Annotated in this window: 11 protein-coding genes; 8 read left to right on the top strand and 3 right to left on the bottom strand. The window is 74.1% G+C overall.

The features are described from left to right. Positions 1-80: 80 nt before the first annotated feature. Positions 81-1,121, bottom strand: coding sequence for a glycosyl hydrolase family 18 protein (locus tag ABZY33_RS08035; protein ID WP_356490651.1), 1,041 nt, complete (start codon positions 1,119-1,121; stop codon positions 81-83). A 71-nt stretch (positions 1,122-1,192) separates the two neighbouring features. Here ABZY33_RS08035 and ABZY33_RS08030 point away from each other — a divergent pair, with 71 nt between their 5' ends. From ABZY33_RS08030 to egtD, 5 genes are all read left to right on the top strand, one after another. Next, a complete protein-coding gene (locus tag ABZY33_RS08030; protein ID WP_356490650.1) occupies positions 1,193-1,648 on the top strand; it encodes a type II toxin-antitoxin system PemK/MazF family toxin in 456 nt (151 codons plus the stop codon). 271 nt (positions 1,649-1,919) lie between these two features. After that, positions 1,920-3,209, top strand: coding sequence for an ergothioneine biosynthesis glutamate--cysteine ligase EgtA (gene egtA / locus ABZY33_RS08025; protein ID WP_356490649.1), 1,290 nt, complete (start codon positions 1,920-1,922; stop codon positions 3,207-3,209). Beyond that, positions 3,206-4,555, top strand: coding sequence for an ergothioneine biosynthesis protein EgtB (gene egtB, locus ABZY33_RS08020; protein WP_356490648.1), 1,350 nt, complete (start codon positions 3,206-3,208; stop codon positions 4,553-4,555). Before egtA ends, egtB begins: the two co-directional genes overlap by 4 nt. Beyond that, entirely contained in the window at positions 4,555-5,310 is a 756-nt protein-coding gene (gene egtC / locus ABZY33_RS08015; protein ID WP_356490647.1) for an ergothioneine biosynthesis protein EgtC, read from the top strand. The genes egtB and egtC overlap by 1 nt, the downstream gene beginning before the upstream one ends. Beyond that, the gene (egtD, locus tag ABZY33_RS08010; protein WP_356490646.1) at positions 5,307-6,278 is read left to right on the top strand and encodes an L-histidine N(alpha)-methyltransferase; all 972 of its coding nucleotides are present in this window, start codon (positions 5,307-5,309) and stop codon (positions 6,276-6,278) included. Before egtC ends, egtD begins: the two co-directional genes overlap by 4 nt. Before the next feature lie 25 nt (positions 6,279-6,303). On the opposite strand, the gene ABZY33_RS08005 is transcribed toward egtD, so the two are convergent. After that, a complete protein-coding gene (locus tag ABZY33_RS08005) occupies positions 6,304-7,584 on the bottom strand; it encodes an extracellular solute-binding protein (RefSeq protein ID WP_356490645.1) in 1,281 nt (426 codons plus the stop codon). 186 nt (positions 7,585-7,770) lie between these two features. Here ABZY33_RS08005 and ABZY33_RS08000 point away from each other — a divergent pair, with 186 nt between their 5' ends. Further along, positions 7,771-7,986: a dodecin gene (locus tag ABZY33_RS08000; RefSeq protein WP_356490644.1), complete on the top strand. Its 216-nt coding sequence runs from the start codon at positions 7,771-7,773 to the stop codon at positions 7,984-7,986. A 23-nt stretch (positions 7,987-8,009) separates the two neighbouring features. Here the strand turns inward: ABZY33_RS08000 and ABZY33_RS07995 are convergent, their stop codons facing one another. Continuing rightward, complete coding sequence (locus ABZY33_RS07995; RefSeq protein WP_356490643.1) at positions 8,010-8,498, bottom strand: haloacid dehalogenase-like hydrolase; 489 nt, start codon at positions 8,496-8,498, stop codon at positions 8,010-8,012. Positions 8,499-8,557: 59 nt separating this feature from the next. Here ABZY33_RS07995 and ABZY33_RS07990 point away from each other — a divergent pair, with 59 nt between their 5' ends. Continuing rightward, positions 8,558-9,589, top strand: coding sequence for an LLM class flavin-dependent oxidoreductase (locus tag ABZY33_RS07990; protein WP_356490642.1), 1,032 nt, complete (start codon positions 8,558-8,560; stop codon positions 9,587-9,589). 129 nt (positions 9,590-9,718) lie between these two features. After that, positions 9,719-12,088 carry an excinuclease ABC subunit UvrA gene (locus ABZY33_RS07985; protein WP_356490641.1) on the top strand — a complete coding sequence of 790 codons (2,370 nt, stop codon included), beginning with the start codon at positions 9,719-9,721 and terminating at the stop codon, positions 12,086-12,088. The last annotated feature ends 34 nt before the right edge of the window (positions 12,089-12,122 follow it).

Below are 12,122 nucleotides of genomic sequence, written 5' to 3'. Positions count from 1 at the left end.
GCCGGGCATCTTTCCAGACCGGCCGCGGCGGGCGGGGGCCGGGCGGGCGGGGTGGCGTCCGGACCCCGCGCGGCCTGCGGCTATCCGGCGGCGAGCGTGTCCCACAGGTCGGGCTGGGCGAAGCCGAGCGCCCACAGCACGGTGTGCGCCACCCCGTACTTGCGCAGCACCGGCAGGTGGGCCGCGGTGCCCCGGGCGTCCTGGTACCAGACGGTGCGGCGGGTCTGACCGTCCTGGTACTCGAAGTGCGGGGTGCGGGAGTCGGGGTCGAGCGTGTAGGGCGCTTCGACCTTGCGGCGCAGCGCGTCGGCCTCCTTGGAGGTCACGTGCCTGGCCCGGGCCTTGCTGCCGGCCGCCCAGTCCCAGCCGTACGCGGGCAGGCCCATCTCCAGTTTGTCGCGCGGCACTTCGGCGGTCGCCTGCGCCAGGATCTCGTCGTACCAGGCCGGGGTGGTGAGCGGCCCCGGGGCTCCTTCGGCGTGGTGCAGGTTGTAGGCCATGACGCGGACCCGGTCGGCGACGGTGCCCAGCTTCCGGTAGTCCCAGACGCGGCCCGTGGTCCGCGTCTTGGGGGTGAGCGTGACGAAGCACTGCTTGTGTTCGGCGTGCAGCTGCGCGCAGAGGTCGCTGACCAGGGCGACGTACCCGTCGCGTACGGCGGGGTACTGGTCCTCGGGGGTCGGCGCGATGCTCTCGTAGTCGAGGTCGATGCCGTCGTAGGCGCGGCTGCGGACGACGGCGAGGAGCGCCTTGACGTGGGCCGCGCGCTGGTCGGGGCTGGTCAGGACGGCGGCGAGGGCGCCGGGCTTCAGCTGTTCCATGACGGTCGGCACGACCTGGATGTCCTTGGCGCGCAGGCCGTCGATGACGCGGCGGTCGCCGGCTCCGGGGTGGCCGTCGACGAGCGTCGCGGACTTCGTCTCGTACCAGAAGGGGCTGACGGTGCGCAGTTGGGCGGCGTGTGTGAGGGCCTCTTGGTAGGCGGCCTCCTGGGCCCAGTAGGGCAGCCAGGCCGAGACGGTGCGCGGCGGTGGCTCGGGCGTGCGCAGCGGCGCGGCGGCGCTCAGCGTGAGCAGCACGGCGAGCAGGGACAGGGCGGTTCGGTACCGGGGTCGGGCCATGGGCCGAGCCTGTGGCGCGGCCGCCGCACCCGCCGTGCGGACTGGGCCGTACAGGTCCTAACGTGACCCGGGTGACTGCTTTTACGGATGACCCCGCGTACGAGCACCCCGGCCGCGGCGGCGCCACCGCCACGGTGGAGGCCGAGCCGCGCCAGGTGGGGGCGGTGCGTACCGAGTACGCGCCCGTGCATGACGGTGACCCGGATCCGGGCGAGATCGTCTGGACGTGGGTGCCCTTCGAGGAGAACGACGGGCGCGGCAAGGACCGTCCGGTGCTCGTCGTCGCACGCGAGGCGGCGGGCACGCTGCTCGCCGTGCAGCTGTCCAGCAAGCGCCACGACCACGACCGGGAGTGGATGGCGATCGGCTCGGGGCCGTGGGACGGCGGCGGCCGCGAGTCGTGGGTGGACGTGGACCGGGTACTGCGCGTGCACGAGCGCGGGATGCGCCGGGAGGCGTGCGCGCTGGACCGGGAGCGGTTCGACCTGGTGGTGCTGCGGCTGCGGGAGCGCTACGGCTGGTCGTGACCCCCCGGTGACGGGCGGGACGACAGTCGTTTCTCCGCGCGGTGTGGTTCCGCAAAGCCGCAGGACAACCGCGGGAGAGCCGCCGGGGCGCCGCCGGGCAGCTCAAAGGGCACTCTTGTGCGAAGCGTCATGACCGTCTTGGGTGGTACGAGCATTGCCCAGATCGGCCCGGCGTGCCGGGCCGAATCGCCGACATGGCCCCCACCGGGGACCATGGACGCACGAGGACGCCAAGGACGCCAAGGACGGCAAGGACACGGAGGATCCCGGCATGCGCGAGGGAGACTGTACGAGCCACGGTGACCCGGTCACCGAGGCCGAGGCGGAGGCCCTGGTACAGGGCATCTGCTTCAAGACGGGCCCGCCCCGGACGGTGGGGGTGGAGCTGGAGTGGATCGTCCACGAACCCCAGCGCCCGCAGCACCCGGTGCCCCCCGAACGACTCGACGCGGCCTATGTCGCGTTGCGCGCCCTGCCGCTGAGCTCGGCGCTCACCGTGGAACCCGGCGGCCAGCTGGAGCTCAGCTCGTTCCCCGCCGCCACGCTGATGGAGTGCGTCTCGGCCATGCGGGCCGATCTGACCGCCGTCCGCGCCGCGCTCCGCGACCACGGACTCGTCCTGTCCGGCCACGGCACCGATCCGTGGCGGCCGCCGCGACGCGTCCTGCACCAGCCCCGGTACGACGCCCTGGAGGCGTCCCTTGACCGTGCGGGCCCCGCGGGCCGCTCCATGATGTGCTCCTCCGCCTCCGTGCAGGTGTGCCTGGACGCCGGGTTCGAGGAGCCGGGCCCGCTCGGCCACGGCAGGCGCTGGCGGCTCGCGCATCTGCTCGGCCCGGTCCTGGTCGCCGCGTTCGCCAACTCGCCCATGCTGTCCGGGCGGCCCACGGGCTGGCGGTCCACGCGGCAGCTGCTGTGGGAGCGCATCGCCGTGGGCCGCTCGGGAGCGCCGCCGCTGGACGGCGAACCCCGCGCCGCCTGGACCCGGCACGTCCTGGACGCGCCGGTGATGTGCGTGCGCACGGACAGCGGCCCCTGGCACGTCCCCGAGGGCCTCTCCTTCCGGGAGTGGACCCGCGGCGGGGGCGCGCCCCGGCCGCCGACCCGGTCCGACCTCGACTACCACCTGACGACGCTGTTCCCGCCGGTCCGGCCGCGCGGTCATCTCGAACTGCGCATGATCGACGCGCAGCCGGGCGAGGACGGCTGGCTCGTGCCGCTCGCGGTGACGACCGCCCTCTTCGACGACCCGGAGGCCGCCGAGACCGCCTACCGCGTGGTCAAGCCGCTGGCGGAACAGGCCGGAACCCGGCCCGCGCCGCACAACCCGCTGTGGCGGGACGCGGCCCGGCTCGGCCTGGCCGGCGCCGAGCTGCGCGAGGCGGCGACGGCCTGCTTCATGGCCGCCCTGGAGGCGCTGCCCCGGATCGGCGCGAGCGCCGACGTCCGGCGGGCGGTCGCCGACTTCACCCACCGCCACGTCGTGCGCGGGCGGTGCCCCGCCGACGACGTGCTCGACCAGCTTCCCGCACCCGCACAGGGGAGGACCTTCCGCTCATGACCATCGAGGAGAACGTCAGCGCGGATCCGGAGGCGCTGCGCCGTCGCGCGGCGGACGCCCTGCTGGCCGCCCGCCACCGCACCACCCTCCTGACGAGCTGCGTGGAGGGGCCCGAACTGACGGCGCAACACTCGCCGTTGATGTCGCCGCTGGTGTGGGACCTGGCGCACATCGGCAACCAGGAGGAGCAGTGGCTGCTGCGGGCGGTGGCGGGCCGCGAGGCGATGCGGCCCGAGATCGACCCGCTGTACGACGCGTTCGAGCACCCGCGCTCCGAGCGCCCGCGGCTGCCGCTGCTCGCGCCGGACGAGGCCCGCGGGTACGCGGCCGAGGTGCGCGGCCGGGCCCTCGACGTCCTGGACACGGCCTCGTTCGAGGCGGACGGCGCCGAGCGGCTGACCCGGTCCGGTTTCGCCTTCGGCATGATCGCCCAGCACGAACAGCAGCACGACGAGACCATGCTGATCACCCATCAGCTCAGGACGGGCGCGGCGGCGCTCACCGCCCCCGAGCCCGAGCGGCCGGAGCACCCCTTCGACGGGCCCGCCGAAGTCCTCGTCCCCGCGGGCCCGTTCACGATGGGCACGACGGCCGAGCCGTGGGCGCTGGACAACGAACGCCCCGCGCACGCCCGGTTCGTTCCGGCCTTCCACCTCGACACGACGCCCGTGACGAACGGCGCGTACCTGGAGTTCATCGCCGACGGCGGCTACCGCGACCCGCGCTGGTGGGCGCCGGCGGGCTGGGCGATGGTCCGCGAGGGCGGCTTCGAGGCGCCGCGGTTCTGGCGCCGGGAGGCGGGCCAGTGGCTGCGCCGGCGCTTCGGGGTGACCGAGGTGGTGCCGCCGGACGAGCCGGTGCTGCACGTGAGCTGGTACGAGGCCGACGCCTACGCCCGCTGGGCCGGGCGCAGGCTGCCGACCGAGGAGGAGTGGGAGAAGGCCGCTCGCTTCGACCCGGCGACCGGCCGCTCGACGCGCTACCCGTGGGGCGACGCCGACCCGACGCCGGACCACGCGAACCTGGGCCAGCGCCATCTGCGTCCGGCCCCGGCGGGCAGCTATCCGTCCGGCGCGTCGCCGCTGGGCGTGAGGCAGTTGATCGGCGACGTGTGGGAGTGGACGGCGAGCGACTTCCTGCCCTACCCGGGGTTCGTCGCCTACCCCTACCGCGAGTACTCGGAAGTGTTCTTCGGCCCCGACCACAAGGTGCTGCGGGGCGGTTCGTTCGCGGTGGACGCGGTGGCGTGCCGGGGCACGTTCCGCAACTGGGACCTGCCGGTGCGGCGGCAGATCTTCGCGGGCTTCCGCACGGCCCGCGACGCCGCGTCGCAGGAGAACTCCTGATGTGCCGTCACCTGGCGTACCTGGGGCCGCCGGTGGCTCTGGGCGAGGTGCTCGACGCGCCGCCGCACAGCCTGTTCCGGCAGTCCTGGGCGCCGCGCAGACAGCGGTACGGCACGGTCAACGCGGACGGGTTCGGCGTGGGCTGGTACGCGGACGGGGACCCGGTGCCCGCCCGCTACCGGCGCGCCGGGCCGATCTGGGGCGACCAGCCGTACGCGGACCTGGCCCGCGTGGTCCGCTCCGGCGCGGTGCTCGCCGCCGTCCGGGACGCGACGCTCGCCGGCGCCGACGCAGAGGCCGCGGCGGCGCCGTACGCCGCCGGTCCCTGGCTGTTCAGCCACAACGGTGCGGTGCCGGGCTGGCCGGACTCGCTGGCGCCGCTCGTGCCCGCCGTCCCCGCCGCCGACCTGCTGGCGATGGAGGCCCGCTGCGACGCGGCGTTCCTGTGGGCGCTGGTGCTGCACCGGCTGCGCGCGGGCGACGACGAGGCGCAGTCCCTGGCCGACACCGTCCTGATGGCGGCGGAGGCGGCGCCCGCCGCCCGCCTCAATTTGCTTCTCACCAATGGGGAGACGATCGCCGCGACCGCCTGGGGCGACACTCTGTGGTACCTCACGGAGCCCGGCCGCCGCACCGTCGTCGCCTCCGAGCCGTACGACGACGACCCGCGCTGGACGGAGGTGCCCGACCGCACGCTCCTCGCGGCGAGCCGCACCGACGTCCTGCTGACCCCGCTCAAGGAGCCGTCCGCGTGAGCCCGTACACCCTGACCCGCACCCTTCCCGAGGACGCCACCGGGGCCGCACTGCGCGCCGACGTCCTGGCCGGTCTGACCGGCTCCCCCAAGACGCTGCCGCCGAAGTGGTTCTACGACGCGCGCGGCAGCGACCTCTTCGACGAGATCACCGCCCTGCCCGAGTACTACCCGACCCGCGCCGAGCGCGAGATCCTCGTGGCGCGCGCCGCGGAGCTGGCGTCGGCGACGGGCGCGCGCACCCTGATCGAGCTGGGCTCGGGCTCCTCCGACAAGACCCGCCATCTGCTGGCGGCGTTCTCGGAGCTGACGCACTACGTGCCCGTGGACGTGAGCGAGAGCGCGCTGCGGGGCGCGGCCGAGCTGCTTCTCGCCGCGCACCCGGCGCTCGGCATCCACGCGCTGGTCGCCGACTTCACCCGGGCGCTCGCGCTGCCGCCGACGCCCGGGCCGCGCCTGGTGGCGTTCCTCGGCGGCACGATCGGCAATCTCCTGCCGGACGAGCGCTCGGCCTTCCTCGGCTCGGTCCGGGAGCTGCTCTCCCCCGGTGACTTCTTCCTGCTCGGCACCGACCTGGTCAAGGACGAGGCGACGCTGGTCGCCGCGTACGACGACGCGGCGGGCGTCACGGCGGCGTTCGACAAGAACGTGCTGAGCGTGGTCAACCGCGAGCTGGGCGCCGACTTCGACCTCGCGGCGTTCGAGCACGTGGCCGTCTGGGACGCCGGGCGGGAGTGGATCGAGATGCGGCTGCGCTCCACGGTGGCCCAGACCGTGAAGGTCCCGGCGCTGGACCTGGCGGTGAACTTCGCCGCGGGCGAGGAGCTGCGCACGGAGGTGTCGGCGAAGTTCCGCCGAGAGGGAGTGCGGCGGGAACTCGCGGATGCCGGGCTGGATCTGACGGAGTGGTGGACGGATGCGGAAGGCCGGTTCGCGGTGTCGCTGAGCACGGTGCCCGCGTCCGCCTAGCCGGTCTCCCCGCGGCGGCGCCGTCTCAGGCGCCGCTCTCGTCCAGGCGGCGGGTGATCTCGCGGGACGCCTTCTTCGCCTCGGTGGCCGGGTCCGCGCCGGACAGGACCCGGGACATGTAGGTCTTGATGGGGTTGTCGGCGGCCTCCACCTTCGCCCACAGCGGGGAGGCGGGGGTCGCCTTGCCGTGGGCGGCGCCGACGGCCATCGCCGCGACGCCGGGCTCGTCGGCCACGGCGTCGGCGAGGGTCGTCTTGTTGGGGACGTAGTTCATGGTCCTGGCCAGCTCCGTGTTCCATACCTTGCCGGCCAGGGCCGTCACCACGGCGACGGCGCCCGCCCGGTCGCCGGTACCGGCGGCGACGACGAGGTCCGAGCCGCCGGTGAAGACGGCGCCCGCGCGCGCGGCCGTCTTGCCCGGGATCGGGAAGTACCCCAACTTGCCTTTCAGCGCCGGGTTCTTGTCGATGATCTGCTGGGCCGCTCCGGGAACCGAGATGATCTGGGCGATGTGGCCCCGGGCGAACTGCCCGGCCTGCGAGGGGTGTTCCTCGTCGGCGTCCTTGGGCCCGGCGCCCAGCGCCTGGAGCTGCTGGTAGAAGTCCATGGCGCGCAGCGCGGCCGGGGTGTCCAGGGCGCCGGTCCAGGTGCCCGAGGACTCGTGGGCCAGCTCGCCGCCCTCGTCCCAGATGAAGCCGGAGAGCGTGTACCAGTCCTGCCCGGCGAGGTAGATGCCCTGGACGCCGCCGGTGTCGAGGCGGTGCGTCACGTCGAGCCACTCGTCGCGCGTCCTGGGGGGCTTCTCGATCCCGGCCGCCGCGAAGAGGCCCTTGTGGTAGATGACGACGCGGTTGGCGGCGTACCAAGGGATGCCGTACTGGCGGGACTTGTCGACGCCCGGCTCGGCGAGGCCGGGCAGCCAGTCCGCCATGCCGAGGTCGCGCGCGGACTCCAGGGAGAGGTCGAGCAGGCCGCCTTCGTCGACGTACTGCGGGACCTGGGTGTTGCCGACCTCGATCACGTCGGGGGCCCCGGCTGCGTGCTTGCTCCGCAGAGCGGCGCTGACCTTCTCGCCGATGCCGGTCCACTCCTGGATGCGGATGTCAAGGCGCACGTCCGGGTGCTGGTCCTCGAACTTCTTGGTGAAGCGGGCGAGGAAGGCGTCCGAGGCGCTGTTGCGCATGAGCCAGACAGTGACCGTGCGCCGGTCCGGCCCGCCCCCGGGCAGCGCTCCGCACGCGCTGGTCAGCGCGCCGCTCACGACGACGAGGGAACCGAGGGACAGCACGGCACGGCGGGATCTCACGTGGGCCACTTTCTGCCTGCGGACAGGGAGGATCGCCCGACGTGGGGGAAGAGCACGTGGCTCGCACGGGTGTGGCTGGATTTTGGTATGTACCAATGCGAGGGTCAAGCGTTACTGGAAAGTAGGTCGGGCCCGTGTCGCCCCCGCCCCCTCGCGGTCCCCGCCGCCCTGGGGCACGGTGGAACCATGTCGAATCACACGTACCGCGTCACCGAGATCGTCGGCACGTCCCACGAGGGTGTCGACCACGCGATCCGCAACGGGATCGCCCGCGCCTCGCAGACCCTGCGCAACCTCGACTGGTTCGAGGTCACCCAGGTCCGCGGCCAGATCGTCGACGGCGACGTCGAGCACTACCAGGTCGGCCTGAAAGTGGGCTTCCGCCTGGACGCCGACGACTGACCCCGGGAAACGCCGGGGCAGGCTCAGGTCCGCCCTTCGCGCTCCTGGGCGTCCTTCAGCGCCGCGGACGCGCTCGCCCAGCGGGCGCGTACGACGGTGAATCCGGCCCGCTCCGCGTCGTCGCAGACCAGCTCGTCGTCGTCGACGAGCATGCGCACGGTGCGGCCGCGGGCCAGTCGGCGCAGCCGTTCCAGCTTGGTGCGCCGGGCGGGCCTGCGGTCGTCGTCGCGCCGCATCGTCAGCGCTCCCGGCGGCAGCCCCTGGGCAGCGAGCCATGCCTCGGTGTCGGCGCGGCACCGCTCGGGCCGCCCGGTCAGGTACACCACCTCGCACTCGCGCGCGCTCTCCCGCGCCAGCTCCACTCCGCGGGCGAGCGGCGGATCGTGCGGCGCGGCGGCGAAGAAGCCGTCCCAGTCCCGCGGCGCGCGCTCCAGGAACCGCTGCCGGTGGGCGGTGTCGGCGAGCGTGCCGTCCAGATCGAAGACGGCCAGCGGCCGCGCGTCCCGGGTCATGACAGGCACCCTACGGCCGCGGCCGGGAATCCCTACGGCACCGGAGCGTTGAGACGGACGTGAGCACCGTGATCGAAACGACCCGCTTCTCCGTCCTGGACCGCTCCCGCACCCGCGAGGGCGCCACCGCGCCGCAGGCGCTGCGCGACACCGTCGCGCTCGCCCAGGACCTGGAGCGGCTCGGCTACCACCGGCTCTGGGTCTCCGAGCACCACGGCGTCCCCGGCGTCGCGGGGTCCGCGCCGACCGTGCTCGCGGCGGCCGTCGCGGCGGCGACCCGCACGATCCGGGTCGGCACCGGCGGCGTCATGCTCCCCAACCACCGGCCCCTGGTCGTGGCGGAACAGTTCGGGGTCCTCGAGTCCCTGTTCCCGGGCCGGATCGACATGGGGGTCGGCCGCTCCGTCGGCTTCACGGACGGGGTGCGCCGCGCCCTGGGACGCGGCAAGGACGCCGCCGGGGCGGACGACTTCGCCGGGCAGCTCGACGAACTGCTCGCCTTCTTCACCGGCACCTCGCCCACCCACGTCCACGCTCGCCCGAGCGAGGGCCTGCGGGTGCCGCCGTACGTGCTGGCGATGGGCGAGGGCGCCTCGATCGCCGCCCGCGCGGGGCTGCCGATGGTGATCGGCGACTTCCGTGGCCGCGAGAAGATGCTGCGCGGCATCGACCGCTACCGTGCCGAGTTCCGCCCGTCGGCCTGGGCCGAGGAGCCGTACGTCGTGATCTCCGGGACGGTCGCCGTGGCGGGCAGCGAACCGGAGGCCCGCCGGCTCCTGCTGCCCGAGGCCTGGTCGATGGCGTACTCCCGCACCCACGGCACCTTCCCGCCGCTGCCGCCCGCCGAGCGGGTCGCGGCCCTGGAGATGACCGCGAAGGAGCGCGAGCTGTACGAGTCCGGCCTGCGCGGCCACATCGTGGGGACGGAACAACAGGTCGCGGCCGGCCTCGAAGAGGTGATCGGCGCCAGCGGCGCGCAGGAGGTGCTCGTCACCACCAGCACGTACGACCGCGACGGGCTCCTGGAGTCGTACCGGAGGCTGGCCAGGATCGCCCGCCTGAGCCCGCTCCAGGGTCCCGCGGGCGGCTGACGGGCAGGCGGCGCCCCACCGCGCGTGGCGCCACGCGGGACGGGCGGGCGCGCGGCCTAGAATCGTGTGGTTTGCCCCCGGCCGGTCGAGCCCGGACCGCGAAAGACCGCACCACCTGGAGCCGCGCCAATGTCCCGTCCCGCTTCGTCCGACCCCCGCCGCGACGGCTTCGTCCGGGTCCGCGGCGCCCGCGAGCACAACCTCAAGGGCGTCGACGTGGACGTCCCTCGCGACGTCCTCGCGGTCTTCACGGGGGTGTCGGGGTCGGGCAAGTCCTCGCTCGCCTTCGGCACGATCTACGCGGAGGCGCAGCGCCGCTACTTCGAGTCGGTCGCGCCCTACGCGCGCCGCCTGATCCATCAGATCGGCGCACCGAAGGTCGGCGCCATCAGCGGGCTGCCGCCGGCCGTCTCCCTCCAGCAGAGCCGCTCGGCGCCGACCTCCCGCTCGTCGGTCGGCACGGTCACCACGCTGTCGAACTCGCTGCGGATGCTGTTCTCCCGGGCGGGCAGCTACCCGCCGGGGGCGGAGCGGCTGGACTCGGACGCCTTCTCGCCGAACACCGCGGCGGGCGCGTGCCCCGTCTGCCACGGTCTGGGCCGCGTGCACCGCACCACCGAGGCGCTGCTCGTGCCCGATCCGTCGCTGTCGATCCGGGAGGGCGCGATCGCCGCGTGGCCGGGCGCCTGGCAGGGCAAGAACCTGCGGGACATCCTCGACGCGCTCGGCCACGACGTGGACCGTCCCTGGCGCGAGCTGGCGCGGGCCGACCGTGACTGGATCCTGTTCACGGACGAGCAGCCGGTGGTCACGGTCCATCCGGTGCGGGACGCGGACCGGATCCAACGCCCCTACCAGGGCACGTACATGAGCGCGAACCGGTACGTGCTGAAGACGTTCGCCGACTCCAAGAGCCGGACGCTGCGGGCGAGGGCGGAGACGTTCCTGGAGTCCTCGCCGTGTCCCGGGTGCGGCGGTGCCCGGCTGCGCGCCGAGGCGCTGGCGGTGACGTTCGCGGGGCGCACCATCGCGGAGCTGGCGCGCCTCCCGCTCACCGAGCTGGCCGGCGTCCTGCGGGCGCCCGGTGAACTCTCCGAGACGGCGCGGGTGCTCACCGAGGACCTGCTGGCCCGGATCGCGACCGTCACCGAGCTGGGGCTCGGCTACCTGAGCCCCGACCGGCCGACGCCGACGCTCTCCGCCGGGGAGCTGCAACGGCTGCGTCTGGCCACGCAGTTGCGCTCCGGTCTCTTCGGTGTCGTGTACGTGCTGGACGAGCCGTCCGCCGGGCTGCACCCCGCCGACACCGCCTCGCTCCTGACGGTCCTCGACCGGCTCAAGGCGGCGGGCAACTCGGTCTTCGTCGTCGAGCACGACGTGGACGTGGCGCGCCGCGCCGACTGGCTGGTCGACGTCGGGCCGCTGGCCGGGGAGCACGGCGGGCAGGTGCTGCACAGCGGGCCCGTCGAGGAGCTGCGCGGGGTCGAGGGGTCGGCGACGGCCCGGTTCCTGTTCGACGAGGCGCCGCGCGAGGACCGACAAGTACGGCCGCCGCGGGGCTGGTTGACGGTCGGCCCCGTGACCCGCCACAACCTGCGTCAGGTGACGGCGGAACTTCCCCTGGGCGCGTTCACCGCCGTGACCGGCGTCTCCGGCTCCGGGAAGTCGACGCTGATCGGGGAGATCACCGAGGAGCTCGCCGGCGTCGGCCGGCTCGTGAGCGTCGACCAGAAGCCGATCGGCCGCACGCCGCGCTCCAACCTGGCCACCTATACCGGCCTGTTCGACGTCGTACGGAAGATCTTCGCGAGCACGGACGAGGCACGCGCCCGCGGCTACGGTGTCGGCCGCTTCTCCTTCAATGTCGCGGGCGGCAGGTGCGAGACCTGCCAGGGCGAGGGCTTCGTCAGCGTCGAGCTCCTCTTCCTGCCGAGTACCTACGCGCCGTGCCCGGACTGCGCGGGTGCCCGCTACAACCCGCCGACGCTGGAAGTGACGTACCGGGGCCGGAACATCGCCGAGGTTCTCGATCTGACCGTGGAGTCCGCCGCCGCGTTCTTCGCCGACGACGACGCGGCCGCAGGCGTGCGCCGCAGCCTGCGGACCCTGCTCGACGTGGGGCTCGGCTATCTGCGCCTGGGCCAGCCCGCCACCGAGCTCTCCGGCGGTGAGGCCCAACGCATCAAACTGGCGGGCGAGTTGCAGCGGGTGCGGCGCGCCCACACCCTGTACCTGCTCGACGAGCCGACCACCGGACTGCATCCGGCCGATGTGGAGGTGCTGCTGCGGCAGTTGCACGGTCTGGTCGACGCGGGCCACTCGGTGGTCGTCGTCGAGCACGACATGACGGTGGTCGCCGGCGCGGACTGGGTGCTCGACATGGGGCCGGGCGGGGGCGCGGAGGGCGGGCGCGTGGTGGCCGCGGGACCGCCCCGGGCCGTCGCCGGGGCCGCCGGAAGCCGGACGGCGCCCTATCTGGCCCGCGCTCTGCACCGCTGAGGACCGGGACCGGGTCCGGATGCGACGACGGGAC

Source organism: Streptomyces sp. NPDC006552, from assembly GCF_040611655.1.
Lineage (GTDB): Bacteria > Actinomycetota > Actinomycetes > Streptomycetales > Streptomycetaceae > Streptomyces.
The sequence above is the reverse complement of the archived record's forward strand: the minus strand, read 5'-3'. Positions and strand labels throughout refer to the sequence as shown.